Origin of the sequence: Janthinobacterium sp. 78 (genome assembly GCF_003096775.1) — a bacterium.
GTDB classification, from domain to species: domain Bacteria; phylum Pseudomonadota; class Gammaproteobacteria; order Burkholderiales; family Burkholderiaceae_D; genus Janthinobacterium; species Janthinobacterium tructae.
The window spans coordinates 1,769,203-1,793,015 of sequence record NZ_QENT01000001.1; the positions used below are offsets into that span (position 1 = coordinate 1,769,203).

General features: G+C 61.9%; 30 protein-coding genes. 4 read left to right on the plus strand and 26 right to left on the minus strand.

Going from position 1 to position 23,813, the window contains the following annotated elements; genetic code table 11:
• Positions 1-13 precede the first annotated feature (13 nt).
• Complete coding sequence (locus tag C8C92_RS27190) at positions 14-241, minus strand: hypothetical protein (RefSeq protein ID WP_133250716.1); 228 nt, start codon at positions 239-241, stop codon at positions 14-16.
• Between C8C92_RS27190 and C8C92_RS07865 the strand changes: the two genes are divergently transcribed.
• Complete coding sequence (locus tag C8C92_RS07865) at positions 240-680, plus strand: hypothetical protein (protein ID WP_133250717.1); 441 nt, start codon at positions 240-242, stop codon at positions 678-680. The genes C8C92_RS27190 and C8C92_RS07865 overlap by 2 nt on opposite strands.
• 4 nt (positions 681-684) lie before the next feature.
• Here C8C92_RS07865 and C8C92_RS07870 read toward each other — a convergent pair whose 3' ends face one another.
• The 25 genes from C8C92_RS07870 to C8C92_RS07990 all read right to left on the minus strand — a co-directional run bounded on the left by C8C92_RS07870 (position 685) and on the right by C8C92_RS07990 (position 20,419).
• Entirely contained in the window at positions 685-1,953 is a 1,269-nt protein-coding gene (locus C8C92_RS07870; RefSeq protein WP_116743468.1) for a phage late control D family protein, read from the minus strand.
• Entirely contained in the window at positions 1,950-2,558 is a 609-nt protein-coding gene (locus C8C92_RS07875) for a phage tail protein (protein WP_116743469.1), read from the minus strand. The genes C8C92_RS07870 and C8C92_RS07875 overlap by 4 nt, the downstream gene beginning before the upstream one ends.
• Before the next feature lie 14 nt (positions 2,559-2,572).
• Positions 2,573-5,428: a phage tail protein gene (locus C8C92_RS07880; protein WP_165829329.1), complete on the minus strand. Its 2,856-nt coding sequence runs from the start codon at positions 5,426-5,428 to the stop codon at positions 2,573-2,575.
• Positions 5,429-5,443: 15 nt separating this feature from the next.
• Positions 5,444-5,557 (minus strand): GpE family phage tail protein, encoded by a 114-nt coding sequence (locus tag C8C92_RS07885; protein WP_071650284.1) that lies wholly within the window; start codon positions 5,555-5,557, stop codon positions 5,444-5,446.
• 8 nt (positions 5,558-5,565) lie between these two features.
• On the minus strand, positions 5,566-5,874 hold the full coding sequence (locus tag C8C92_RS07890; protein WP_116743471.1) for a phage tail assembly protein: 309 nt from the start codon (positions 5,872-5,874) through the stop codon (positions 5,566-5,568).
• Between the two features lie 39 nt (positions 5,875-5,913).
• Positions 5,914-6,426, minus strand: coding sequence for a phage major tail tube protein (locus C8C92_RS07895; RefSeq protein WP_116743472.1), 513 nt, complete (start codon positions 6,424-6,426; stop codon positions 5,914-5,916).
• Between the two features lie 67 nt (positions 6,427-6,493).
• Positions 6,494-7,669: a phage tail sheath protein gene (locus C8C92_RS07900; RefSeq protein WP_116743473.1), complete on the minus strand. Its 1,176-nt coding sequence runs from the start codon at positions 7,667-7,669 to the stop codon at positions 6,494-6,496.
• A gap of 31 nt (positions 7,670-7,700) precedes the next feature.
• Positions 7,701-8,201 (minus strand): hypothetical protein, encoded by a 501-nt coding sequence (locus C8C92_RS07905; protein ID WP_116743474.1) that lies wholly within the window; start codon positions 8,199-8,201, stop codon positions 7,701-7,703.
• A gap of 39 nt (positions 8,202-8,240) precedes the next feature.
• A complete protein-coding gene (locus C8C92_RS07910) occupies positions 8,241-9,974 on the minus strand; it encodes a phage tail protein (RefSeq protein WP_243420143.1) in 1,734 nt (577 codons plus the stop codon).
• A complete protein-coding gene (locus C8C92_RS07915) occupies positions 9,923-10,543 on the minus strand; it encodes a phage tail protein I (RefSeq protein WP_207780979.1) in 621 nt (206 codons plus the stop codon). The genes C8C92_RS07910 and C8C92_RS07915 overlap by 52 nt, the downstream gene beginning before the upstream one ends.
• The gene (locus C8C92_RS07920; RefSeq protein WP_116743476.1) at positions 10,536-11,447 is read right to left on the minus strand and encodes a baseplate J/gp47 family protein; all 912 of its coding nucleotides are present in this window, start codon (positions 11,445-11,447) and stop codon (positions 10,536-10,538) included. The genes C8C92_RS07915 and C8C92_RS07920 overlap by 8 nt, the downstream gene beginning before the upstream one ends.
• Positions 11,444-11,788 (minus strand): GPW/gp25 family protein, encoded by a 345-nt coding sequence (locus tag C8C92_RS07925; protein WP_116743477.1) that lies wholly within the window; start codon positions 11,786-11,788, stop codon positions 11,444-11,446. Before C8C92_RS07925 ends, C8C92_RS07920 begins: the two co-directional genes overlap by 4 nt.
• Positions 11,785-12,447 (minus strand): phage baseplate assembly protein V, encoded by a 663-nt coding sequence (locus C8C92_RS07930; RefSeq protein WP_116743478.1) that lies wholly within the window; start codon positions 12,445-12,447, stop codon positions 11,785-11,787. Before C8C92_RS07930 ends, C8C92_RS07925 begins: the two co-directional genes overlap by 4 nt.
• A 244-nt stretch (positions 12,448-12,691) precedes the next feature.
• Positions 12,692-13,399: a hypothetical protein gene (locus C8C92_RS07935; RefSeq protein ID WP_133250719.1), complete on the minus strand. Its 708-nt coding sequence runs from the start codon at positions 13,397-13,399 to the stop codon at positions 12,692-12,694.
• A gap of 382 nt (positions 13,400-13,781) precedes the next feature.
• Positions 13,782-14,375 carry a hypothetical protein gene (locus C8C92_RS07940; protein WP_116743480.1) on the minus strand — a complete coding sequence of 198 codons (594 nt, stop codon included), beginning with the start codon at positions 14,373-14,375 and terminating at the stop codon, positions 13,782-13,784.
• 207 nt (positions 14,376-14,582) lie between these two features.
• Positions 14,583-15,059 (minus strand): phage virion morphogenesis protein, encoded by a 477-nt coding sequence (locus tag C8C92_RS07945; RefSeq protein ID WP_116743481.1) that lies wholly within the window; start codon positions 15,057-15,059, stop codon positions 14,583-14,585.
• Positions 15,056-15,544: a phage tail protein gene (locus C8C92_RS07950; protein WP_116743482.1), complete on the minus strand. Its 489-nt coding sequence runs from the start codon at positions 15,542-15,544 to the stop codon at positions 15,056-15,058. Before C8C92_RS07950 ends, C8C92_RS07945 begins: the two co-directional genes overlap by 4 nt.
• Positions 15,528-16,040: a lysis system i-spanin subunit Rz gene (locus C8C92_RS07955; RefSeq protein ID WP_243420144.1), complete on the minus strand. Its 513-nt coding sequence runs from the start codon at positions 16,038-16,040 to the stop codon at positions 15,528-15,530. The genes C8C92_RS07950 and C8C92_RS07955 overlap by 17 nt, the downstream gene beginning before the upstream one ends.
• Positions 16,037-16,597 (minus strand): glycosyl hydrolase 108 family protein, encoded by a 561-nt coding sequence (locus C8C92_RS07960; RefSeq protein ID WP_116743483.1) that lies wholly within the window; start codon positions 16,595-16,597, stop codon positions 16,037-16,039. The genes C8C92_RS07955 and C8C92_RS07960 overlap by 4 nt, the downstream gene beginning before the upstream one ends.
• A complete protein-coding gene (locus C8C92_RS07965) occupies positions 16,597-16,968 on the minus strand; it encodes a hypothetical protein (RefSeq protein WP_070224671.1) in 372 nt (123 codons plus the stop codon). Before C8C92_RS07965 ends, C8C92_RS07960 begins: the two co-directional genes overlap by 1 nt.
• 64 nt (positions 16,969-17,032) lie before the next feature.
• Positions 17,033-17,248, minus strand: coding sequence for a tail protein X (locus C8C92_RS07970; RefSeq protein ID WP_116743484.1), 216 nt, complete (start codon positions 17,246-17,248; stop codon positions 17,033-17,035).
• On the minus strand, positions 17,248-17,751 hold the full coding sequence (locus C8C92_RS07975; protein ID WP_116743485.1) for a head completion/stabilization protein: 504 nt from the start codon (positions 17,749-17,751) through the stop codon (positions 17,248-17,250). Before C8C92_RS07975 ends, C8C92_RS07970 begins: the two co-directional genes overlap by 1 nt.
• Positions 17,752-17,847: 96 nt before the next feature.
• Positions 17,848-18,564 carry a phage terminase small subunit gene (gpM, locus tag C8C92_RS07980; protein ID WP_116743486.1) on the minus strand — a complete coding sequence of 239 codons (717 nt, stop codon included), beginning with the start codon at positions 18,562-18,564 and terminating at the stop codon, positions 17,848-17,850.
• Positions 18,564-19,583, minus strand: coding sequence for a phage major capsid protein, P2 family (locus C8C92_RS07985; protein ID WP_116743487.1), 1,020 nt, complete (start codon positions 19,581-19,583; stop codon positions 18,564-18,566). Before C8C92_RS07985 ends, gpM begins: the two co-directional genes overlap by 1 nt.
• Positions 19,584-19,630: 47 nt before the next feature.
• A complete protein-coding gene (locus C8C92_RS07990; protein WP_116743488.1) occupies positions 19,631-20,419 on the minus strand; it encodes a GPO family capsid scaffolding protein in 789 nt (262 codons plus the stop codon).
• Positions 20,420-20,555: 136 nt separating this feature from the next.
• Here C8C92_RS07990 and C8C92_RS07995 point away from each other — a divergent pair, with 136 nt between their 5' ends.
• From C8C92_RS07995 to C8C92_RS08005, 3 genes are read left to right on the plus strand one after another with little or no spacing between them, the layout of a single operon-like run.
• Complete coding sequence (locus C8C92_RS07995) at positions 20,556-22,367, plus strand: terminase ATPase subunit family protein (RefSeq protein ID WP_116745877.1); 1,812 nt, start codon at positions 20,556-20,558, stop codon at positions 22,365-22,367.
• 14 nt (positions 22,368-22,381) lie between these two features.
• On the plus strand, positions 22,382-23,428 hold the full coding sequence (locus C8C92_RS08000) for a phage portal protein (RefSeq protein WP_243420397.1): 1,047 nt from the start codon (positions 22,382-22,384) through the stop codon (positions 23,426-23,428).
• Positions 23,425-23,640 (plus strand): hypothetical protein, encoded by a 216-nt coding sequence (locus tag C8C92_RS08005; protein ID WP_116743490.1) that lies wholly within the window; start codon positions 23,425-23,427, stop codon positions 23,638-23,640. The genes C8C92_RS08000 and C8C92_RS08005 overlap by 4 nt, the downstream gene beginning before the upstream one ends.
• The last annotated feature ends 173 nt before the right edge of the window (positions 23,641-23,813 follow it).

The window sequence follows — 23,813 nt, forward strand, 5'->3', positions numbered from 1 at the left end:
GAAAGCAAAGATGTCAGCGACAGCAACTGCAGTCTTTACATGGCGCCACCTGCCGGTAATTTAAATGGGTGAGCTGAGTGCTAAGCGCGGTTGCAATGGTTTCCGGATCAGCCGCCGCCAAAATTTTATGCCATATTTCTTTGGAGCGTACCTGGTCAGATATTCCCAGTATCTGCCGATGGATATGGTTCCGAATTTCGTTTTCCTGACGTTCTACTTCTTCAAAATTTCTGGTAATCATGACACTCTCCAATATTGATGCTTTTGATGTACTAACTGGCCAAATTTTTGCAAAATTGTACGAAAATTTCCCGAAACCAATCTACTTGGACGCGAGACGATTTGTGGACGGTGGCGAAGCTGCTTGCTTCAATGCTGACAGCTTCACAGGTGCCGAACTGACTCCTCCGGCAGAGGCATTTATCAACACCGCCACATGGTTGGTGCAAGAGGGGTACATCGCCGTACGCCCCAATAGCAAGTCAGCCACAGGCTTTTCGGATGCGGTGCTTTCTGAAAAAGGTTTGACTGCCCTCAAAGCTGTCCCCGATAGTCTGATCAGCCGCGTTACCTTGGGCGAGAGATTGGTGCAATCAGTGAAGGCCGGAACTATGGAGACACTCAAGGGTGTAACAAATGAAGTATTGAGCGTCCTGATAAAGTCTGCGACCCTCCCGTAGTTCGTCACGTCTGCGCTTTGGAAGCCGTTTCCGCCGGCTTCCATGGCTCCTCGCTGTTCTCCCGAATGATTTCGCGCACCTCCTTGATGTGCTCCCAAGCCAGTTTTGCCGCTCGCTTGGCGCCGCTCTTGCTCTTATAAACATGCTCCAGCGTCTTGAGCGTGCCAGCGGCGCCAGCCTGCTCCTGCCCCGCCTTTTTCTTCTTCGCCGCCACGTCCTTCCACTTGGCCATCACGCCCGTGATGCCGTCGTCCGGGTCTTTCTCGTCCTCGCGCTCCGCCTCGACCGCTTCCGTTTTCGTTTCAAACTCCACGCGCGTGGTAAAGCCGTTACCGCCCAAGCTGTGCGTGACCTTGACCGACAGCCATTCGGTGGCGTCGATCTCGGGCTTGAAGCCTTGCACGGTCACGGGCGATTGCGGGAACACGGCCGGGTTGCCTAGGGCCATGCTCATTTCAAAGGTGGCCAAGCCGCGCAGGATGCGCTGCCATTCGGCGACGGCGGCCGCGCGCGCGTCCGTTTCATTCGCAAAGGTGGTGCGCAGGCGCTTGCTGTTGCCGGGCACGCCGGCCACGACGCTGCGGCGGCGCGCGTAGCGCTCGTCGTGCCAGAAGGCGCGCACGCCCGTGTAGGCGTCGCTTTCGGCGCTGTGGTAGCGGTGGCCGTCGCCCAGGGCGCGCGTGATGGGAATGACGGGCAGCGCCTTGCCGCTGGCGGTGCGGCTCTGGTTGATGGGGATGAAGAGCAGGGTGTCATTCTTGACGGTGGCCACCGCGTCGTATTTCCGGCCCAGCCGGCGCAGGAAGGCCGCATCGCTTTCGTGGGTCTGGTCGATGTGCTCGATGGCCGTGTCGCGCAGGCGCGCCGATACGCCCGACGCCAGCTCGTTGCGAAAGGCGATGGCCTCGATGATGGCGCCCAGGGTGGTCTTGTGGAAGCTGTGTTCCTGCTGCTGTTTGAACTTGTCGATCAGGTTGGCCGACCGCGCGCGCAGGGTGATGGTGTCGGGCGCGCCGCTGTGCTCCACCTCGTCCACGGTGAACTTGCCCATATCCACCAGGCCAGTGGCTTGCCAGCCCAGCGCCAGGGCGATCTGCGCGCCGCGCGGCGGCAGGGCCAGCTTGCCGTCGCTGTCATCGAGCGAGATATCGAGCTGGTCGCTCTCGTCGCCACGGCACAGGGTCAAGGTCAGATTGATCAGCCGCAGTGAAACGATGGCGGTCAAATCCTTGTCCTCGATGCTGACCTTGAAGGCGGGGATATGCTCGCTCATTTGAACTTGTCCGCTGCGCTGCCGATGGCGCCGCTGATACTGCCGCCGATCTTGTCTTTCATTTCGCTGACCACGCCGCCATATTTCGACGTGATGCCGCCGACCACATTGCCGACCACGCTGCCCACGGCATTCTTGGCCGCGCCGGCAATGCTGCTGGTCATGCCGTCGATGCTGAGCATGTTTTTCAGGTCGCCGATGTCGCCCAGGCCAAGCATGGCCAGCACGCCGTCGTCGTCTCGCTTGAGCGCAATCGAGAACTCGACGCGCCGCGCGCCGCCGTTGCCGTCGAGGATGGTGCGGCCCTCGGTCATGCTGGTGATGCGGTAAGAGCCGAGAATGCGGCCCGTGCCCTGGATCAAAATCCACGACTTACCGGTGTCCGCCATCATGCGCAGGGCATCGAGCGAATACAGGGAGCCGGTCAGTTCCGGCGCCACCCAGCCCGACAGGGTGATGGTGTCGTCGCCTGGCCCCACGTACTGGTGTGCGTCGCGCAGGCCCACGCGGGCCGTGCTGGCGTGCTTCCATTCCGTTTGCCGCTGCAGCTCGTGATAGGCCAAGGTCGGCAGGCTGAACACGAACATTCCCAAAATCATCATCATGGTGCTGTTCTTTCTTAATCGTGGTCGCGCAGGGACGAGCGGATGCGTGCCGCCTTTTCACGGTCGCGCTGATCGAGCGCCACGCTCACCGCACGCGCAATGGCCTGGGGATCGGTGCCGGCCTGCACGTGGAAGGTGATTTCGATCTTGTCGCCCTGAATCGTCATGCCGGAGCCGAACGTGCCCTGGGACAGCGGGGCGCGCGTGTCGAAGGCGCTGGCGGGCAGGGCGGTGGCCGTGCCGATGGCGATGCCGGCGCCCAGCTGCGTCAGGCGCTGTGCCAGGCCCGATACCTTAGCAATCGGCGCGGCCTCGCTGCGGTCCAGGCCCACGGCCAGGCCCTGCATGGTGTAGTCGCCGAGCTGGGCAAACACGCGGCTCGGGCTATGGATGCCCAGCTTCTCCTTGAACCAGGCAATGGTGCTGGAACCGGCATTGCTGATGGCGTCCTTGACGGCGCCCATGGAACCGGTGATGCCGTTGACCAGGCCACGCAGGATGTTGGCGCCGAATTCGGTGAACTGGGCCGGCAGCTTGATGCCGAACCAGCTCATGACGCCCGCGAATGCCTGGTAGAACACGCCGACGGGTGACCAGTTGATTATCAGGGCCGTGATACTGCCCATGCCGCCAGCGCAGACGGTGCGCAGGCGCGACCAGATATCGGCGAAGAAGGCGGCGATAGGTTGCCAGGATGCGGTAATGCGCTGCAGGATGCTGGCGCCGAAGTCGGTGAATTTGGCCGGCAACGCGATGCCGAACCAGCCCAGCACGCCCGCGAAGGCGCGATAGAACAGGCCCAGCGGCGACCAGTTGGCGACCAAGGCGGTGACGCCGCCAATGCCGCCGGCAAAGGCGGTCTTGATGTGCGACCAGATGCCGGTGAAAAACGCCTTGATCGGTTCCCAGTATTTATAGATCAGATAGGCGGCGCCGGCAATGACCGTGATGGCGATGCCAATCGGGTTCATCAGAAGGGCACGGCCCAGCCACAGCACGGCACGCCCGGCCCACATGAAGGCGCCGCCCAGGCCGCGCAGAATCGGCGTGAGCACGCCGCCCGTCACGCCCATCTTGGCGAACATGACGTGCAGCATGGCATACGGGCCGATCATGGCGGCAATGCCCAGCATCAGCGGCCCGAGCACCAGCAGCAGGCCGGCCAGCACGGCGAAGGCGGTAATCATGACCTTGGCCACGGTCGGGTTGCGTTCCATGAAACCGTTCAGGCGCTGCACGGCACTGATGGCCAGCTCCAGTCCCTGCGCGTACAGCGGCAGGATTTTTTCGCCCATGGTCAGTTTCAAGTTGGCCAGCTTCGACTGCGCCTCCAGTTCCTTGCCGGCGGCCGAGTCGCGCCCCAGCTTTTCCAGTCGGCCGATATCGGCGGCGCCACGGTTGAGTTTTTCATTTTTGTGGATCTGCACGCGCTGCAAGTACATCTGCGAATACAGGTTCGACGCGGTGCGGTTGGAAAAGATGCTGCCGATGGCGTCGAGCACGTGCTTTTTCTCCGTGATGCCCTTCTTAGCCAGTTGCGGCAACAGCACTTTTTCCATCCACTCGAACTGATTTTCGCGGAACAGCTCGGAACCCAGCAGCGCACCGGGATCAAGGAAGGCAATTTGTCCCGCCTTGTCAGGCGTGACTTTGCTTTTGTCACCAATCAGGCCGAACTCATCCAGCTTTTTGACCGACCGTTTCGTCGTGCGGCCCTGGTATAAGTTCTGGTAGGCGCTCATCAGGGAAGTGCCGACGCGATTGCCGCTCATTTCCTGCACCAGAGGTTCCATCTGGTAGTAAAAGGCGTCGTCTTTCAAGCCCTTGGCGGCGATGCCGCCCGTCTTGATCATGTTCAGCCATTCATTCGGCCCCACGCGCCCGCCTGTGGCGGTGATGACCTGCTGCACGATGTTCGCCTGGGCTTCAAACTTTTCCTTGCTTTCCAGGCCGCCGCGCAGCTCGATCACCTTGAGCATGTCCATGAACTTGCGTTCGTTGTCGGCGCCCTCGGCCTCGCCAAAGAAGGCGTGATTGGCAAACTTCATCTTGGCCAGGGTGGGGGCGACCATTTCCGCGTGATGCACGTCGGCAAAGGCGCTCATACCGTCGCGCATGAGCTGCAGGTTGTCGAGCTGGCTGGTGCCGTAGGTCTTCATGTTGCGCGCGAAGGCGACGGCCTCGGCTGATACCTTATCGCCCAGGCCCAGCGCATTGACTCTGCCCACTTCCGTTTGATAGTGCTTGGCCTCGTTCAGTCCCTTGACGACGGGCGCGCCAATGACCGCACCCGTGGCGGTCGCGCCAGCGCCGGCCATGGCCAGGTTGCCCGCCTTGTTGCGCAGCTTGTCCGCGTGCTGGGTGGCATTGGTGACGCGCTGCTGCTTGGCGTTTGCATTGGCCAGCTTCTGCTGCTGCAGCGTCATGGTTTTGTTGGTGGCCTCGATTTCGCGGCGCAAGGTGCGCTCGTGGTTGGCCAGGTCTTTGGTGCCGATGCCGGCGCCCGCCAGGCGCTCGCGCATGACCTGCAGTTGCTGGGCCTGCTGCTGGCCAGCCGTCTTCAAGGCGCCGGCCGCTTTGACGGCGGCGTTAAACTCGCGCGTCATGGCCCGCGTGGGCGCCTCTGCCTGTTTCATCTTGGCGGCCAGGCTGGCCACCTTCTGCTGCGCCGCTTCCAGCTTGGTGCGCGTGGCGTCCAGGCCGCCATGCAGTTCGCGGAATTTGCTGATGTTCTTTTGCTGCGCGTTCAGATCGCGCAAGCGGTCACTGGTGGCCTTCAAGGCCTTGGCCGTATCGCTGGAACCGCCCATGATCTTTTTCAGCGGGCCGGTGATTTTGTCCAGTGCCGCAAACACTACCTGTAATTTCAAATCCCGACCAGCCATCTATTCCGCTCCGCTTCGTTGCCGGGCGCGCTCGCGCCAGGCCATCAGTTCATCAATCGTAAAACCGTCCATCGCTGCCGGCGTCCAGTGAAAGACGCCGGCAATGTCGGCCATGGCGTCTTCTACTTCGTCGGGGATACCGAAAGGCGATCGGCTTTGCTCGCCAAAAAACCGGCAACCTCGGCGCCCACGGCCAGCAGGTCGGCCGGGTCCATGCTGGCGATGTCGTGCGCCGTCAAGGTCGGTTCGGTGATGCGCGGCAGCACGATTTGCAGGGCCGACACGTTCAGGTTGGCCAGCTCGATCAGGGAAATGCCGCGCAGGGCGCCCGCCTTGGGCTTGCGTACGGTCAGCGAGGTGATGAAGCTGTCGCCGCGTTTGATCGGCTCGTCCAGCTCAATGACGGCTTGGTTTTGGGTATCGTTGTGCATGGTGTGGTCCTTGTAGGGTGGTGGTGAGTAAAAAAGGGATTACAGGCCGATGGCCTTGCGGATGGCGGCATTGCTGTCGGCGCCGCCGCCGAAGTTCTCGACGCCGCTCATGAAGTCCAGTTCGATGACGGTGGCGCCGTCGATCATCAGCTTGTAATAGCTGCACGCCATGGTGTATTTATGCGTGGTGTCGTCGCCCATCTTGGCGCCGCCCATATCGATTTCCTTGTAACGGCCGCGCACGACAACCTCGACGGCGGCGACCGTGCCGTCATCGTCTTCCTGGTAGGCGCCGGCAAAGCGCAGTTGCACGGCGCCGTGCGAGTGCGCGCCGTACTGTTTCAGGGCTTCGGCGATCAGGCCGCCAGCGCTCCATTCCAGCGACAGCGCTTCGTTGCCGAAGTCCACGGACACGGGGCCGCTCATGCCGCCGGCGCGGTACTCTTCCATCTTGCGGCTCAGCTTGGGCAAGGTGACTTCGGGCACCATGCCCATGAAGGACACGCCGTTCTGGAACAGGTTGAAGTTTTTCAGTTTGCGGGGCAGGCCCATAATTTCTCCAGTATTTCAATGCGCCCGCGCTGGCGCGGGCAGGGTGGTGAGGGTGACGCCAGTACGACTATGCGGCGATGCGCGAGGCGAAGTCGGCCAGGTAGCGGTCGGTAATGCGCTGCTGGAAACGCAGGTTTTCCAGCGGCGGCACGGGCGTATAGTCGTAGTCAATGGCCAGCTTGCCCGCCTTGAGCGTGTCCTTGTCGTTGAACTGCTCGTCATACCAGGCATGGCCGTCGATGATGTAGCCCTGCAATTTCAGGTCGCGGAACTTGGCATTGATGCTTTCCAGCAGATCACGCACCAGGGACGGATGCAAGGGCAGGTCGACAAAGGCGAAATGCGCTTCGGCGATGGTGTCGGCCAGCACCTGGGCCGTGCGCGTATAACTCTCAAAGTAGAAGAAGCCGCCCGGCTCCTCGCAGGTGCGCGAACCCCAGAAGCGGTAACCGCCCATGTTAATCAGGGTGGTGACTTCCTTGGCGTTGAGCACGCCGGCGTCGGTGGCCGGGTCTTGCAGGTCGAAAAACACGTCCTTGGTGATGCCGGTCGGGCCGTTGACGACGACGTTGGAGAGCGTCTTGTGCCAGCCCGTTTCCTCGTCGATTTTGGCACGCAGGCCCATGGCGTAAGCGACGGCGGACATACTTGCCTCGGCATCGATGGCGGTATCCCAGTTCACAAAATCCGGCCAGATAACCATGACTTCACGCTGGCCGAACTGGCCGCGATAGGTGGTCGCCGCCGTCACGGTGGCGCAGCCGTAGGCCGAGGCGTAGACGAAGCCGCGCAGGCGCTGCGCCACGCTGGCCAGGGCGTTGGTCATGGCCTGGGTATCCAGCCCCGGCGCGCCCAGGATGCGCGGTTTCACGCCGAGTTTACTTTGCGCGGCCAGCAGCGCCTGGGCGCCCAGGTACTTGCCATCGGGCGACACGCCGCCCACGGCGTTGCTGGTGGTTTCCGCTTCCGTCTCGCCCTGGGCTACGCGCACCACGACGGTCAGGGGCTTGGTCTGCGCGGCAATAGCTTCCAGCGCACGATACAGCGTGCCCGTCTTGCCGGCCTTGCCCATGGCGGCCAGCACGTTGGTGACGAGCACGGGCGTGTCGAGCGGGAAGGCCGCCGGGTCGGCATCGTCGGCCGTGGCGATCAGGCCCAGCACGGCGGTAGAGACGGTGCGGATCGGGCGCGAACCCTCGTTGATTTCAATGACGCGCACGCCATGGTGGTAGTCGGTGGCCATAGGGCTCTCCTGGTGAGTGGTGAATGGGGCGTTACTGGGCCGGTGCCATACCGGCGTCATCGAAGGCGCGCCGGGCCTCTTCCGGCAATGTTTCTGCGATGCGCAGGAACTCGGCGCCGATAGCCGCTTGCAGCGCCTCGATGTCCTGCGCGGTGGCGACCGTCGGACAGGTCGTGATGTCGAGCAGACAGGTGCGTGCCGTGGCGATGGCTTGCGCGGTGGCCGCATCGCCGCTGGCCATGGCGGCAAAGCCGATGCCGGCCAGGCGGTTGAGGATGGCGTCGCGCGTTTGGCGCACGCCGGCCAGGATCGGGGCGGCCAGCACGTCAAACGATGGCAGCGGGGCGGCGGTGATTTTCCACTTTCCGCCGGCAGTCAGGCGGATGGTGGCGGACGCCGCGATGGCGTCGCGCAGGCGCGCTTCGTCTTCCGGCGATACTTCGACGGCATCATCCGGCCAGGTGCCGGCAGCATCGTAATCGGCACGCATTTGCTCGGGATAAAATCCCCGCGTGTTGCTCGAAAAAAACATTGTGGACTCGCTTTCGTTAATAGATGCTAGATGCCGTGCTCAGTTGCCAATCGCGCGCCAGCTGAGAACGTCGGGAACGGCAGTCACGCCGTCGGAATTTGATATCCACGCGCCGGTGCGCGAGAGTGTTTTGTCTGTCGTGCGGCCGCTGAAGCCTGCCTGCGACAGTTCATTCATGCATTGCACGGTGATGGCTCGGCAGGCATTGGGGAAGGCCATGGGAAACGCCAGGTTCGGGGTGAACGGCGCCATGAGGGCGGACCCTTTGATGATTCCCCACTGTTCGATATCGCCATTGGGAAGGCGTCGCCAACTTGCTTCGCCAAGCACGCCTGCGAAATCAGCGTTGCGCCCCATTTCGGCGGTGGAATCGAGCACTTGCCAGACATTGGTGCGGGTTGCCAGCAACGTGACGAACTGGCCCGTCTTGATTGTCACCTTCGGCACGCTGAACACGTCGAAGCCAATAGTGACTCCAGCATTCGGGACCAGCTCGCCCCCATAAAGCAGGCCAAAGAACTTGACGCATTTTCCTGAGTTGTAGGGAATACCAAGGGATTCCGGGCTGGGGAGGGTGACGCGCTGGCCTGGCATCGTGAAGAACAAGGCACTGCCGATGTCATTGGCCGCCAGGGAACGGGACGCCGGAATTTCGCCGTAACGCACCAGATTGCCTTGCGATAGCTGTACAAATTCGGCCGTGGCGATCCTGGTACTGTCCGAAAATTTCGGCGGCGTCGGCGCGACGTTGTTGAAGTAATTCGCAAAATCAGGGTTGCGCCACATGTCCGCGCTCGATTCGATGACCTGCCAGACGTTCGCATAGGTCGCCAGCAGGGTAATGTATTGGCCTGGCTTGATGGCAATACTTTGTACAGCGCTCGCGCCGTAGCCGATGAGGACGCCGGCATCCGCACTCAACGTTCCCGTTTCCGTACCGTAGCCGAAGAGCTTGATGCACTTGCCGGTGTTGTTGGTGATGCTCAGTTCATCTGGGCGGACAATGGTCAGCGTCAGTGCTGGCTTGGTGAAGTACAGGGCACTGCCGATGTCGTCGACCGTGACCTTGCGACTCTCCGCAATGGCCTGCGCCTTGACCATGTTGCCCTGTGCCTGCTGCACAAATGCGGCATTGGCCAGTTTGGTGGAGGCGTCGAACTTTGGCAGCGTCGAAACCGTCCGCATGCTGTACTGCGGATGCGGATCTGCGGCGGCCAGGTGCGCGGCCATCTGCGCGTCGCTGTAGCTGCGCACGACGATATCGCGCTCATCGACATACTTGCGGGTGGCCAGGATGACGGCCGGATCGATTTTCAGTTCGATGGCCGCCGTGCTGGCGACGATCAGCACCACGCGCACCACTTGCGTGCGGCCGCTGCCCTCGGCCATCAATGGCTTGTAGCTGGGCGGGCAATTGGCCACGGCGCACAGGTCGCCCGCCTCGTCGTAGATGCCGATTTCGCGTATCCACCAGCCGCCCACCTCTTCCGGCAACACCTGTTCGACGATGATCTGGCTGGCGTTGGCCGGGTCGATGCTCAACTGGTTGAGCCCTGCGCGGCGCACTTCGCGCACCAGCGCTTTTTGCGTGCGCACGGGCAGCGGCAAGGTGCCGTTGCCGTCGCCCACGGCCATGTTTTTCAGTTTCAGGGTTTGCCCCAGGGCGATGGCGTTGGCCAGCTTGGCCTCGCCGATTTGCGTCAGGATGGCGAAATATGTGCTCATGGATAGATGGTCAGGGTGTCGATGGAATGGGATGCGCCGGCCTGCCACAGCGTGCCGCGCACTTCGATGGTTTCCGCGATCCACGGATACACGGTCATGCTGTCGCCGTGATAGGTGCAGGCGCCCGCGTAGACGCTGCCCCGGCTTTCCAGGTAGATGGCCAGGCCCGTCATGTGGCGGCTGACGGGCTTGGCGTCGGCGATCAGCCGTTCCATTTCCAGGAACATGGTGTCGGTGATGCCTGCATCGAGCACGCCCACGTCGAGGCGGAAAGTGCCCGGCACGCCGGTAGGCGCGGTCTGCCACCATTCGGTGATGCGGATCAAATAACCGAGGGACTCGACCACGCGGCGCACGGCGGCAATCGTGCCCTTGTGCTTGTGGATGAAGTAGGACGCCTTGATCGTGCCGCGCTTGGTCGATTCGGGCCAGGCGTCGTCCCAGCGGTCGACGGAACAGGCCCAGGCCAGAAACGGGAGCAAGTTGACCGGGCAGCGGTCGGCATTCCACAGCTCGCGCAGCGGGACGGGCACGTTGACCAGCTCGGCGCAGGCCACGGCAATGGCGCGCTCCAGCGCTGTGGTGTTGGGCGGCAGGGTGGGCACGATCTTATTCATCGCGCACCACGACATTGAGCTTGATGGCCGTGCAGCGCGCGGCCTGGGTGGCGTTCAGTTCGATGTCCGCCGCCGGGCTGGTCAAGACGACCTTGCGCACGCCCTCGACGTGGACGGCGGCGCTGCAGGCGGAGCGGTAGATGCTGTGCCCCAGCGGGCGGCGCGGCTGCGACACGCGCACGGCGTTGGCGCGCGCGGCGTCCAGCAGAATCGGCACTTCCGGGCCGACGCCGATAAACAAGGTGGCCTCGATCTGGTAGTCGATGACTTGGGCGGCCTGCACTGTCAGGCGGTCGCCCAAGGGGCGCACTTCCTCGGCGTTGAGCGCGCGCGCCACGGTGGCCAGCAGCGCGGCGTCGGCGATGCCTGTGTCGTTGTTGGTCAGCACCGTGACGGTGACGCTGGCCGGCGCCGGGCTGGTGGCGCTTGCGTCCTTGACGCGCCCGTCGCTGCTGCGCGCGTGGAATTCATACGACGCCTTCGGGCCGGCCACGGACAGGCCGTCCGGCGCTTCCTGGATGCGCAGGCGGTAGGCGTCGTTGTCTTCCATGACGGCGGCCACGGGCGGCAGGGCGTTCGGATTGGCGGGCGTGATGACCAGGCGCGCCACGTTGACGTTGGCGCCCAGCTGGTCCAGGTCGCCGTCCAGGGCAAACGCCAGCATGACGGCCTTGCCCGCTTCGTTGACGCGGTTGCGCAAGATGGTTTCCTGATACGCGTTCTCTTCCAGCAGCTTGGTGGCCGGTTCCGATTCCAGTTCCAGCAGGGCCGTGACGGCGGCGCGCTCGGCTTCCGGCAGCAGGCTGACCAGGTGCGCCTTGCGCTTGGCCAGAATGGCTTCGAAGTCGAGCACTTCGACCACGCTGGGCGCCGGCAACTGGGTCAGGTCGATAGGCGTGCTCATGCCGTAGTCCCTTGCTTGACGGGCACGGCCAGCGTGATGCCTTGGCCATTTGCCGTGCCGTCGAGCAGCAGGGCCATGGCGCCGTCCGTGTCGCGCGTGAGCTGGACGCTGGACAGTTGCAAACGCGGCTCCCAGCGGCGCAGGGCAAAGGCGGTGGCGGCATAGATGCGCAACTGCGTGGCACTGTTCAGGGGCTGGTCGATCAGCTCGGGCACTTCGGAACCATAGCGGCGGCGCCGGATGCGCGAACCCATCGGCGTGGTGATGATGTCGGCCACGGATTGGCGCAGGTGGCCCAGGCCCGTCAGGCTGCGCCCGGTGGCGGCGTGCATGCCCATCATGATTGCGGCCCACCCGACTGGTCGCCGCCAGCTTTGACGCCGCCGTGCGGGTGCTTGGCCAGGCTGATGGCGCCGGCCAGCACGTCCTCGCTGGCTTTGATCGTCCCTTGCACGGCCATGGCCACGCCGCCAGCGGCGCCGGCCTTGGCGTTCACACCGCCATTCAGGGCGGTGGCGCCGTTGACGGTGGCCGATTGCATGACGATCAGGTTTTTCATGACGGTCAGGTCGCCCGTGCAAATGGTGCTGGGCGCGTTCGACGTCACCTTGTCGGCCGTGATGGTGGCGGTGCCGCCGGGGAGTAGCGCCGTCAGCGCATGGGCGGCATGGTCGTACTGCACCACGGCGCCATCGGGGTAATGCGTGGTGTGGATGCTGTCGCTGGTGTCGGGCGCGTCAAATTCCTGCGAGTACAGCGCCAGCACGATGATGCCGCGCGTCAGGTCGCCGCCTGGGGAAAAGACGATCACCTGTTCGCCCACGGTAGGCGCTGACCAGGTGCGCGTGCTGCCGGCGCGCCGTGTGGCCCATTTCAGCCATTCGGTGGTGAGTGTCGGCCCGAGCCGCACGCGCGCCTTGGCCCCTTTGACCTCGGCAATGGTGCCCAGGCGGATCAGGTTTTGCAGCAAGCGGAGGAGGTCGGACAGGTCGGCGTTCATGCAGTGCATGTTGCCGAAGTCCGCGTGCGGATGCACGCGGGGGCGGGTTGATATGCGGCTTAGCGACTATGACAGTTCGTGAGGTATTAACTCATATTTTACAAGTAGAGGCTATGTGGCTGGTGCAGCCCCCTCCAAGTTGCCGCAATGGCACATAGGCACTACTAAAACTTTAAATGTGTCAAAGGAAGTGTTCGTCGAATTGGGAGAATGCTAAAAGGACGCGTTTAGCGCTAAATACGGTTTATTTTTCCGATGGTTTAAATTTTATTTTCTTTTTTATAATGCGTCCTTCCGCGTCACCATAAGCGCCAAACAAAACATCTTCCTCTAGATCTTCAAAAGGAAATATCGTTGAATAGTGTTCGAACCCTAGCTGCGATGCCATGGTAAGAATTTCGTCCCTCAGTTCGTCTGAGACCCGTTCAGCAATCGAAACAATCTTGCTGTTAGGTGGTGGTAATTTTTCGCCAAATTCGCGTAGTTGGTTGACGCCGATATCCCAAAGCCTAGAGGTAATCTCTTCTTGATTGGAAATATGAGTATTGACACCATAAGAAAGTGTGGACAAGGATGTAGGTTTCTTAAGGTTTAAATTTTCTGCTTGGCGCGATTCTAATAACTCAAACTTTTTCTCCATTTCTTCGAATTGAACATCGATTTTAGAAATTTTGACAACCTCATTCGTCTTTCTATTTAAATAGGTTGAATAGAATGAATCTTCTTGTAGTTCAGGTCTAAATTTCGTTTGCAACAAGAAGAGTGCGCCGATAAATATCGGAACATTTGCAATCGCGGCAATAGTTAGTGCTGACGATTGCCATGCATCAGTTCCCATGTTCGTTGCCGCAAACAAAAACGACGCGTCAACTGCCAATAGCCCAACAAGCCAGGCCCCCAATAACTGAATTGGTTTTGTTATTTTTTCCGGACTTATTTGATGTTTTTCCATTAAAAACCTATTGATGAGTAGAAAGCTGTTTAACGTTAGGATTGCCAGCTCTGATCCATTCTGTAGCGGGAAACGCCTCGGTTGCATCTGTTTTCACAGATCGTAGATTTGTAGCTACATTGGGGCCCTATCAGTACGTAAGGCACCGCTGGGCAATATGCATCCACGGTGTATGGGTCAGAGCAATACCAATAGTAATACAAAGTCCGCTTCTGGTTGAGATCGGCCGCTGGGCGTAGCATAACATGTTGCCAAACAGCAAAAATCATCAGTTTCCGCAACCGCCCTCAAGCAGACCTATACGGGCGGGGAGTCCAGCACCTCGAATCACAGACCTTACTGTTGATCAGCTCCCCTCAGTTGCCGCACGGAGGTCGTCTTGCTACTTCGCTTTCGTTTGTTTCTCCAATGCCAGAGAATATGACTTCTTCATTGTTTCTGCCATAGCGCGGGATAGGACATCACGCCCTTGTTGTTCGATTCGCTCCAGGTTATCCAGGGTAAAGGTCGTAAAGGAGGTCTTAAATGACTCCAATTTCCCCAGGATTTCATCAGCTGAACTATTCGCTGTTTCTAATAAAAACCTTGTAAAATTATTCATGGGCATACGATAGACAATCTCCGGCTTTTCCTTACATGAGCCCCAAACCCCATGGGCAATCGCATTACGCTCTTCCGCATAAGAAAGTACGTCTTTCATAACATCGTCGAATTCCTTGAAAAGGGAAGCATCAAGTAATTGTTTTCCTGTTTTTCTAATAGCATCGATCCTAGCGCTATTGCTTTTGAAAGTGCCGAGAAGAGCAAGTGCCGCATTATGGTCAGTATGCATCATCAAACCTAAAAGGGACGCTATCGAGGCTTCAATTAAAGACCAGCTTGTAAAGATTCGCCCAAGCGCAGCTGCGTGACTTGGTCGATCCACCAACGCTACCTCGCTAAAAATGATTCCGTCAACGTCGAGTCCAACCGGCATAATTTTCTCCAAAATGAATATTGCACACGTAATTTAGAAGGTGCGCTTAGTGTGTTGATCGCATGTAGACGTGGCCAAAATAGCGCTGAAAGCAAGGGCAATACGGCAGGTTTTACCTTGTCGAGTTGAACCCCTGCTTCTGGCCAACTATGGTCGGCATTAGGCGACTCTAACTCATTTGATAACTACTGTCAGTTGGAGAATGTATTAATGCACCTTAGTTTTCCCCAAGTGACGCAGCAGTGATTCGCGTATCAACGTCCGATCCGGTTCACCCAAGCCCAGCAGCGGCCGCTCCGGGTACTTGTATGCCTGTCCTTTTTTTGACACGCGATCTTGCCGGCCAAACTGATGCACCCTCGCCACGCGCGCCACCCAGCCAAAGAATCCGACTTCGATTTGGTCGCCTGTCGCCTTTATTTTCAGGTGTTTTGCGGTGCGAATCTTGGCGAACATGGCCGCCTTCTGCCGCTTGATCCGTCCATTCTTGCCCTTGAATTCCTTGCGCCGCTTGCGCGCAGGGTAGGCCGTTCCATCCGGCCCCTGCTGCGCCTTGATGCGCTGCGCCTGGCTGCGGCGCAGGTCGATGGCCACCTTGTGATTGATGGCGCGGCGCTGGGCCGGCTGCAGTTTGGCCAGCAGGGCGCCGGCCCAGGCTTCCAGCGCGTGCAGGGCGTCGCTCATGGCGTTGCCTCGGGGGTGCGCCATTCGGCCAGCAGGGTGTCGCCGTCATACAGCTTCCAGAACTCGTCCGCATAGGCTGGCATGTGCTGTATCTCGGCCAGGTGCTTGATGTCCAGGCGGCCCGCTTCGCCCGCCTTGACGGCCACGCGCTCGGTCAGGTCCAGCTTGATGGAAATGTCGACCGTCTCATGGTTATTAAAATCGACTTCGAAGGCGATGCCGTGCTTGCGCGTTTCCTCATTGGCCATCAGGGCGAGCTGATGCACTTTGAGCCAGGCGATCAGGGCAACCATGATGGCGTCCGCGTCGCCCGCGTAATCGGTCACGATCAGGTTGAGCTTGAATCGGTATTCGAAGGAGAGGGAGGCGGTGGCCGACGCCACCACGTTGCCCTCGTCGGCGAAGACCAGCAGGCGGTCGGGATCGCGCTGCAGGTCGGGGATGGCGGCGGCCAGGTGCTGGCGCAGGCTATTCGGTTTGTACATGGTAGGTGTTCCGCACGGTGTTGTAGGCGTCGATACAGGCGTTCAGCTGGCGGGTGGCGTCGTCGCCGTCGCCGGCAATGGCGTCAAGAGCTGCCGCAGTCGCTGGGTCAAGTTCGGCGCGCGTTTGGTGCCGATTGCCTGCGGCAGCGGTGGAATCTGCAGTTGCGGCGCACTGGGCGCTGGCAATGGGGATTGACAGGCGCACAGCGCCGCTGCGGACATCATCATTGAAATAGTCACGCTCAGTTTTCGCACGGGTTTGCTCCTGGGTGAGTTGGTCGGCGCGCTGCGCCAGGGCGGCGCCGGCGGCGCGCTCCAGCGTGAGCACACGGGCGGTAGCCTGGGCCAGCGCGGTAGCGGCATTGGTATTGCTGGTGGCGGCCGCCCGCTGCAGTTCGGCGATGCTGGCGTCCTTGCGCCAGCCCTGCGCCGTCCAGCCGAACAGAGCGCCGCACAGTAGGCAGGTGGCCAGCGGGCGCCAGGTGCTTGCGGTCACATGGCCACCCGTTCCTTGATCCAGCCGAACAGAAAACGGCGCTGGGTCTTGTTGGCTTCGGTGATGTCCAAGTAGCGCGCCGCCTGCAGGCCATTCAAGGCGCGCAGCAGCACGGTGGCGCCATCCTGGCCGCGCCATTTGAGGAAAGCGGCCAGCGCGCCCAGCGACTGCGCGCCTAGGCGGCCGTCGACGAACAGGACGGGATAGCGGGCGCCCGTGTCGTTAAAACCGTTCAGCCAGCGCTGCAGGAACTCGGCGGCGCGATGCGGCCCCATGTTCACGCCCGTGTCGATCACTTCGGCGCCGATGCCGGCATGGATGGCCAGCACCTGGTCGAACTTCGGTTCCGTGATGTAGCGCGCCGTGTAGATGGTGCGCGCCACGGACTCGGGCAGATCGCGCATCGGCCCCGCGTAGCCGCTGGCGCGCGCCACGGCCACAGTGATGCCGAAGTTGGTTTCGCCGCCTTTGTCTTGTGGGTCGTTCACATAGCCGCCTTCGGCGCGCAAGATGGCGTCGATGACGCGTGCAATCAGGGGATTTTCCATGGTAGCCATCAGTGTTCCTTCGCGTCTTTGACCAGCTCGGCGATGTCCTTGTCGCTGCGGCGCTGGAACCACAGGGCCACGGCGCGCGATACCCACCAGCCGGGCGCGCCGACGATCAAGTCGATGGCGGAGGCGTTGACCATGGCGCCGATGGCCGGGAGCTGGGCGCACAGCAGCTGGTACACGGTGCCGCCCAGGAGGCACGAGAACACGCCCGCGCAGGCCAGGCGGGCGACGAATTCGCCCTTGTTGAAGGTGCCGTCGGCATTCAGCGGCGGCAGCACGATGTACAGCATGGCCGCGCCGACCATGCCCAGCGCCGCCTTGAAGCCGTACAGTTTGACCAGGGTGGCGAAACCACCAAACGATTCTGCGGACATTGCTTGATACTCCGAGGTTAGGGGTGAGATATTTTTCATGAGGGTAAAAAGATGGATTGCTGTGTTAATCCCATAGCTGCACAAGATCGGCTGCGGCCACTTGGCTCGTGCTGGGCGCCGGCTCGGGCAGGGTGACGACCAGTCCGGCGGGCAGCACGGCGCCGTGGCGCGCCAGTGCGGGATTCATTTCCAGGGTTTGCTCGACGTATCCCGCGCCGTCGCCCAGGTAGCGCCACACCAGGGCGTCTACCGTGTCGTGCTGCTGTGTGCGCACCTGCATCAGATCAATTCCACGGTGAGGTGCGTGCGGCCGACGATATCGGCGATGGCCCATTGCGCATTGCGCCGCTGCGCACCGGGCGCCTCGTCCAGCCATTCCATGCTTTTCTTGTCGCTGACGGAGGTGGCCGTGCTGTCGTAGTCGCGGTAACGCTCGATCAGATCGGCTTTCGCCGTGCTGTAGACGGCGCGCCGGTACTGCGCCAGCAGGCGGGATTCGCGGTTGATGCGCGTGGCCGGTACATCGACCAGGGCAGGGACTCCGGCAGCGGCCTGCTTGCCTTGCCAGTCGGCCAGCTCGCGGTTGACCTGCAGGATGGCATCGACCACGGCTTGCACCAGGCGCGCGTCGGTGACGGTGCCATCCAGGCGCATGGCGTCCCGCATATCGGTGAGTAGGATGTCGGGAAACCAGCCGTCGTTCTCGATGATGCCGGCGGCAGGCGTCGGCTGCACCGGGGCGGTGCCGGGCGGGATTGACGGGGGCAGGGCCATGAAGGACATACGGGGCTTTCAAAAAAATAGGGCGGTGGACGGGGTTCATCAGGCCGATGGTTCAGCCAGAATCCCCCCGTGCCGCCGTGCTGCGGGGGATGCTCTTTACGTGGAACCGGCCGCGCGCTTGATGCGCCGCTCCAGCCGTTCCATATCTTTCTTGACGCCGCAAGACTCGGACAGGGCGCGCGCGCGTTTCAACTGGCCCATGGCGTTTTCCGCCTGTGCCACCAGCGCCGGGGCGATGTCCGTGTCGTCGGCCTGATCGAGCACGGCGATCATGGCCAGGCCGATAGCCTTGTGCAGCTTGGCCCGCGCCTGGTCGGGCGCGTCGCTGGCGGCCGTCAGCTGTTCCACCTGGCCCAGCACCTGCGCGGCGTGCTGCGGATCGGCGGCCAGCTTGCCGTGCAAGTAGCCTTCGGCAAATTCGTCTAGCATCAGCGTGGCGATGTCGCGGCTGTAGGTCTCGGGCAGGGTGAACTTGTGCGCCAGCGCGTATTCGGCCATGACCAGGGCGCGCGCGTACTCGCCCGTGTCGATGTGCCACACAAGCAGGGTGGCGAAGACGTCATCCTGCGCACCCTTGCCGCCGGCCAGCACGCCGTCGATCCATTGCGCGTAATCCGGCAGCAAGGTGGCCTTGACCTCGATCTTGCGCTCGACCGACTGGATGGATTTCAGGCGCCGGCGGTCATCGGCCAGCTTGTAGAGCATCATTTCGTAGGCCGTGCCGGTGGTCACGCCCAGCGGCGCGGCGGCGCCGGCCGTGCGCTCGGCCAGCATGCGTGCGCGGTGGCGCAGTGCGGGGGACTGATTACTCATTACTTGTCTTTCAGCTCGATGTTTTCCACCAGAGCGGCCAGGCCCAGGTCTTCGATCACGTAGGCGTCGTTGGACGACTCGTAATTCTCGATGCGGTCGCGTTTCGGCACATCTTCGACGCGGCGGCGGCGCGCGCCTTCCTGGAAGTAGATCGACAGATTGTCGAAGCGCGTGATGAGAATGGCGTTATCTGGGAAGAAGGGCACGCGCGCGGCCGGCAAGCCGCCGATGCGCTTCTGGCTGATGATGATGTCGGCCGCCAGGGTTTCCGTGGGCGCTTGCTTGGTGTTGACCAATGGGAAATACTTGTCATTCAACAGCTTGCGCCCGACGATGGCCACCAGGTTGGTGTCTTCCTGATACCACGGGTCCAGCAGGTTGACGGCATCGGTGACGGCCGCGTCGAGGTTGGCATAGTCGGCGCCGTCCACGTCGCCGATGATGACCTTGCCCGGCATGCCAGCGGCCACCAGGCCCAGCACGCGCTCGGGCGCCAGCTCGCGCAGGTGCTGCAGCCAGCCTTTATTGACGTCCTGCAGCAGCGGATTGGCGTCCAGGTCGGTGTCAGCCATGGCTTTCACGCCATTGAAGCCGATGACGATGCGGTCGAGCGCCTGGCGCGTCAAAATGGCATTGGCCACGCGCGACTGGAAGTCGGGGAACTTGGCCCAGGCATCCAGCTTGGCATAGTTCAAATGCGTGTCGAAGTTGGTTTGCTCACAGCGGTACTTGGTGCCGTCCAGGGTGGACAGGTCGCGCGTCTTGCGTTCCTTGTCCTTGGTGTTGGTGCGGCCGGCAATCGGGCCGGATACGCCCAGACCCAGTTTTTCGCCTTCCTGTTCGCTCACGCCGATGATGTTCACCTTCGACAGGAACTCGCTCGACTCCTGCATTTTCGTTTCCAGCTTTTGTTGCACGCTGGGCGTGACGCTGAAGGTCTTGGCCACGTTGTCCGTGTCGTTCAGTTGGCCCAGGCGGGTTTCATACTGGCCAAAGACCTGGCGCGTTTGCTTTTTCATAAATCGTTGCTCCGTTGTTGAATGGGGGGAAGAAAGGGCGAGGGCGCTTAAAACTCGGTCTGCACGGCGCCGTCGTTGCCGGTGGCGGCCGGGCGGCGTGGGCCGTTGCCGGGCGCTTCGTCCATCTGCGCCTTGAAAGCGGCCAGCTCGTCCTGCGTGGCCTTCAATGCCGTTTCGGTTTTTTCCAGGCGCGCCAAGGTGCCCGTGTAGTTGTCGTTGGCGGTGACGACGTGGCCGGCCAGTTCCTGCACGGCTTCGCTGATGTCGGCGAACTGCGCGGCGTCGGCGCCGGATTTATTGGAGAAGCGCGACAGCAGGTTTTTCACGGCGTCGGCCAGCTTGGTGCCCTGCGGCTCGTCAAATTCCAGCGTCACCTCGACGGCCGAGGTAAACAGGTTGGCGCTTTGCTGCTTGCGGCTGGCGGAGAACTTCAGCGCCTCCGTGCCCAGGCTGGCCGGGCTGTCCGTGACGCCCAGGCCGACCAGGTAGGGCTGCGACGAGTCGGCAAAATCGGGCTGGATTTCGAGGCTGGTGTACAGCTTCTGTTTCGCCTTGTTGATGGCCACCAGCTCGGGCGTGGGTTCGATCTGTGCGAACAGGGCCAGTTTCTTGCCGTTGTCGGTGTCCACTTCCTCGGCTTTCACTGCGATCACGTCGCCGTAGGCCTTGAACTGGCTGTCGGGCAGGATGCCGCGAATGTGCTCTAGCCAGATGCGCGCGCCGTAGGTTTTCGGGTTGTAGGTGGCGGCGATCTGCTCGATGGTGGCGCGGTCGATGTTGCGGCCGTCCGTGGTGGCGCCTTCGGTGGCGACGCGGAAGAATTGGGATTTAGGCATGGTGGCGTGTCTCGGTTGATCGGATAACGCCATGGTCAACGTCTTGGCGCTGCGATTCAATGCGGTGCGGGTTGCTATGGGCCATAGCGACTTTTGCCTTTCCCCGCTCCGCGCGCGCGCGGCCTACGCTGGCGGCATGCTAATCATCGAGAAAACTAGCGAACAAACGGCCGTCGAGAAAATCGCCGAACTGGCCGTGCCCGAATCCGAGCCGCGCCGTGCCGCGCGCGCCCTGTACTGGAAGGGCTGGCGCATTTCGTCCATCGCCCGCCACCTGGGAATCAAGCGCAGCACGATCAATAGCTGGAAAGAGCGCGACGAATGGGACAAGGCGCAGGCCATCGAGCACGTCGAGGCATCGGCCGAGCTGCGCCTGGTGAAACTGATCGAAAAAGAGGTCAAGAGCGGCAGCGACTACAAGGAAATCGACCTGCTTGCGCGCACCATCGTGCAGATGGCGCGCGTGCGCCGCTATGAGCAGCCGGGCGGCAACGAGGTCGATCTCAACCCCAAGCTGGCGAACCGCAATGCCGGCCCGAAGAAGAAGCCGACCCGCAACGACTTCAGCGAAGAACAGAAAATCCAGCTGCTCGACGCTTTCCAGGACTCGCTCTTCGATTATCAAAAGGTCTGGTATCGCAACGGCGACCAGCGCACGCGCGCCATTTTGAAGTCGCGCCAGATCGGCGCCACCTGGTATTTCGCCCGCGAGGCGCTGGCCGATGCGATGGCCACGGGCCGCAATCAGATCTTCCTGTCCGCGTCGAAGTCGCAGGCCCACGTCTTCAAGCAATACATCGTCCAATTCGCGCGCGAAGCGGCCGGCATCGAGCTGACGGGCGATCCCATCGTGCTGCCGAACGGCGCGCATCTGTACTTCCTGGGCACCAATGCGCGCACGGCGCAGGGCTACCACGGCAATTTCTACTTCGATGAATTTTTCTGGACACAGAATTTCCAGGAGTTGAACAAGGTGGCCTCGGGCATGGCCATCCACAAGAAGTGGCGCAAGACCTACTTTTCCACGCCATCCTCGACCACGCATCAGGCCTATTCATTTTGGACGGGCGAGCTGTTCAACAAGCGCCGCGCCAAGGCCGACCAGGTCAACATCGACGTGAGCCATGGCCGCCTCTCGTCGGGTTTTACGGGCGAGGACAAGATCTGGCGCCAGATCGTCACCATCCTGGATGCCGAGCGCGGCGGCTGCAACCTGTTCGACATCGACGAGCTGCGCAACTTCGAATACAGCCCCGACCAGTTCGACAATCTGCTGATGTGCAATTTTATTGACGACTCGGCCTCGGTCTTTCCGCTGGCCGAGCTGCAGCGCTGCATGGTTGATTCCTGGGTCGAGTGGGACGACTACAAGCCCTTGCTGGGCCTGCGCCCGTTCGGCAACCGGCCCGTGTGGATCGGCTACGACCCGGCCTTGAACGGCGACAGCGCCGGCTGCGTGGTGCTGGCGCCGCCCATGACGGCAGGCGGCAAGTTTCGCATCCTGGAGCGCCACCAGTGGCGCGAGCAGAGCTTCGAAGACCACGCCGATGCCATCCGCCAGATGACCCAGCGTTACAACGTCGAATACATCGGCATCGACACCACCGGCATGGGTATCGGCGTGCTGCCCATCGTGCGCGGCTTTTTCCCTGCCGTGACGGCCCTGAATTACTCGCCCGAAGTCAAAACCCGCATGGTGCTGAAAGCCAAAAACATCATCAGCAAGGGCCGGCTGGAGTTTGACGCCGGCTGGACGGACATCGCGCAGTCCTTCATGGCCATCCACAAGACCCTCACCCCAAGCGGGCGGCACGTGACCTATGTCGCCGGCCGCAGCGACGAAACCGGCCACGCCGACCTGGCGTGGGCCTGCATGCACGCCCTCGATCACGAGCCATTCGAAGGCACCACCGACAACCACCACTCTTTCATGGAGATTTATTCTTGAGCAAAGCACGACACTTGCGCGCGCGCGGCCGGCAGGCCCAGGGCGCCCCATCAACAGCGACCACGGCGCCGGCCGCCGCCGGCATCGAGGCGTTTTCCTTCGGCGATCCGACGCCCGTGCTGGAGCACGCCGACATTCTCGACTGTTTCGAATGCTGGAAGAATGGCCACTGGTATGAGCCGCCCGTCAATTTGGCCGGCCTGGCCAAGTCTTTCAATGCCGGTGTGCACCACAGCAGCGCGATCCACTTCAAGGCCAACGTGCTGGCGTCCACCCTGATTCCCAGCAAGTACCTGTCGCGCGACGCCTTCAAACGCATGGCGCTCGACTTCCTGACGTTCGGTAATGCCTATCTGGAAGACCGGCCCAGCCGCAGCGGCAAGGCGTTGAAGTTTGAGCACGCCCTGGCCAAGTACATGCGGCGCGGCGTCGATCTGGATACCTATTTTTTCGTGAACGGCTACCAGGCCGTGCACCAGTTCGACAAGGGCCGCGTGTTCCACCTGATGGAACCGGACGTCAATCAGGAGCTGTACGGCGTGCCGCAGTACCTGAGCGCGCTGCAATCGGCCTGGCTCAACGAGGCGGCCACCCTGTTCCGTCGCAAGTACTACAAGAACGGTTCGCACGCCGGTTTCGTGTTTTACATGACGGACGCCGCCGCCAACACCCAGGACGTGGACAATCTGCGCCAGGCCATGCGCGACAGCAAGGGGCCGGGCAACTTCCGCAACCTGTTCATGTACGCGCCGAACGGCAAGAAGGACGGCATCCAGATTCTGCCGGTGTCCGACGTGGCCGCCAAGGACGAGTTTTTCAACATCAAGAGCGTCACGCGCGACGACCAGCTGGCCGCGCACCGCGTGCCGCCCCAGCTGATGGGCATCCTGCCGAACAATGCCGGCGGCTTCGGCGCCGTCGAGCCTGCCGCGCGCGTCTTCGCGCGTAACGAGCTGGTGCCGCTGCAGGCGCAGTTCGAAGCGATCAACGAGTGGGCGGGCGTGGAAGTGGTGCGCTTCGCTCCGTATGACCTGGCCACGGGCGGGGAGGGCGCGCAATGAGCGACCATATCGATAACACGGACAAGATCATCTTTGCCGAGGTGGCGCGCGGCCTGGCCGCCGTGCGCAGCCGGCCCGCCCTGGTGGCGCATGGCTGCTGCCACTACTGCGACGAGGCGCTGGCGCCCGCGCTGCTGTTCTGTGGCGTGGACTGCCGCGACGACTACGAGAAGGAGCAGGCGGCCAAGGTCCGCGCCGGCCGCCCAGGATGAGCGCCACGCCGCGATAGCCGGCAGGGCGGGGCCGCGACACCCCAGCCGTGCCAGAGCTCCCCAGCCACCGCAGAAGCCGCCCATGAGGCGGCTTTTTCACGTCCCAGTGAATGATGTTGCACCAGAAGCAAGAAAAAGGCCCGTTTCGGCCCGGCGCGCGCAGTTGTCCCCCC

Excerpts from the sequence above, each read along its gene's own strand:
- C8C92_RS08005 (WP_116743490.1), top strand. The coding sequence starts at position 23,425 with ATGAGCGACCATATCGATAACACGGACAAGATCATCTTTGCCGAGGTG.
- gpM (WP_116743486.1), bottom strand. The coding sequence starts at position 18,564 with ATGAGTAATCAGTCCCCCGCACTGCGCCACCGCGCACGCATGCTGGCC.
- C8C92_RS07900 (WP_116743473.1), bottom strand. The coding sequence starts at position 7,669 with ATGGCCACCGACTACCACCATGGCGTGCGCGTCATTGAAATCAACGAG.
- C8C92_RS07960 (WP_116743483.1), bottom strand. The coding sequence starts at position 16,597 with ATGGCTACCATGGAAAATCCCCTGATTGCACGCGTCATCGACGCCATC.
- C8C92_RS07865 (WP_133250717.1), top strand. The coding sequence starts at position 240 with ATGACACTCTCCAATATTGATGCTTTTGATGTACTAACTGGCCAAATT.
- C8C92_RS07930 (WP_116743478.1), bottom strand. The coding sequence starts at position 12,447 with ATGAACGCCGACCTGTCCGACCTCCTCCGCTTGCTGCAAAACCTGATC.
- C8C92_RS07890 (WP_116743471.1), bottom strand. The coding sequence starts at position 5,874 with ATGCACAACGATACCCAAAACCAAGCCGTCATTGAGCTGGACGAGCCG.
- C8C92_RS07975 (WP_116743485.1), bottom strand. The coding sequence starts at position 17,751 with ATGTCCTTCATGGCCCTGCCCCCGTCAATCCCGCCCGGCACCGCCCCG.
- C8C92_RS07935 (WP_133250719.1), bottom strand. The coding sequence starts at position 13,399 with ATGGAAAAACATCAAATAAGTCCGGAAAAAATAACAAAACCAATTCAG.
- C8C92_RS07940 (WP_116743480.1), bottom strand. The coding sequence starts at position 14,375 with ATGCCGGTTGGACTCGACGTTGACGGAATCATTTTTAGCGAGGTAGCG.
- C8C92_RS07965 (WP_070224671.1), bottom strand. The coding sequence starts at position 16,968 with ATGTCCGCAGAATCGTTTGGTGGTTTCGCCACCCTGGTCAAACTGTAC.
- C8C92_RS07925 (WP_116743477.1), bottom strand. The coding sequence starts at position 11,788 with ATGATGGGCATGCACGCCGCCACCGGGCGCAGCCTGACGGGCCTGGGC.
- C8C92_RS07950 (WP_116743482.1), bottom strand. The coding sequence starts at position 15,544 with ATGTACAAACCGAATAGCCTGCGCCAGCACCTGGCCGCCGCCATCCCC.
- C8C92_RS07875 (WP_116743469.1), bottom strand. The coding sequence starts at position 2,558 with ATGATGATGATTTTGGGAATGTTCGTGTTCAGCCTGCCGACCTTGGCC.
- C8C92_RS07995 (WP_116745877.1), top strand. The coding sequence starts at position 20,556 with ATGCTAATCATCGAGAAAACTAGCGAACAAACGGCCGTCGAGAAAATC.
- C8C92_RS27190 (WP_133250716.1), bottom strand. The coding sequence starts at position 241 with ATGATTACCAGAAATTTTGAAGAAGTAGAACGTCAGGAAAACGAAATT.
- C8C92_RS07920 (WP_116743476.1), bottom strand. The coding sequence starts at position 11,447 with ATGAGCACGCCTATCGACCTGACCCAGTTGCCGGCGCCCAGCGTGGTC.
- C8C92_RS07885 (WP_071650284.1), bottom strand. The coding sequence starts at position 5,557 with ATGGCCGACATTGCCGGCGTCTTTCACTGGACGCCGGCAGCGATGGAC.
- C8C92_RS07985 (WP_116743487.1), bottom strand. The coding sequence starts at position 19,583 with ATGAAAAAGCAAACGCGCCAGGTCTTTGGCCAGTATGAAACCCGCCTG.
- C8C92_RS07870 (WP_116743468.1), bottom strand. The coding sequence starts at position 1,953 with ATGAGCGAGCATATCCCCGCCTTCAAGGTCAGCATCGAGGACAAGGAT.
- C8C92_RS07895 (WP_116743472.1), bottom strand. The coding sequence starts at position 6,426 with ATGGGCCTGCCCCGCAAACTGAAAAACTTCAACCTGTTCCAGAACGGC.
- C8C92_RS07970 (WP_116743484.1), bottom strand. The coding sequence starts at position 17,248 with ATGCAGGTGCGCACACAGCAGCACGACACGGTAGACGCCCTGGTGTGG.
- C8C92_RS07990 (WP_116743488.1), bottom strand. The coding sequence starts at position 20,419 with ATGCCTAAATCCCAATTCTTCCGCGTCGCCACCGAAGGCGCCACCACG.
- C8C92_RS07915 (WP_207780979.1), bottom strand. The coding sequence starts at position 10,543 with ATGAATAAGATCGTGCCCACCCTGCCGCCCAACACCACAGCGCTGGAG.
- C8C92_RS07905 (WP_116743474.1), bottom strand. The coding sequence starts at position 8,201 with ATGTTTTTTTCGAGCAACACGCGGGGATTTTATCCCGAGCAAATGCGT.
- C8C92_RS07945 (WP_116743481.1), bottom strand. The coding sequence starts at position 15,059 with ATGAGCGACGCCCTGCACGCGCTGGAAGCCTGGGCCGGCGCCCTGCTG.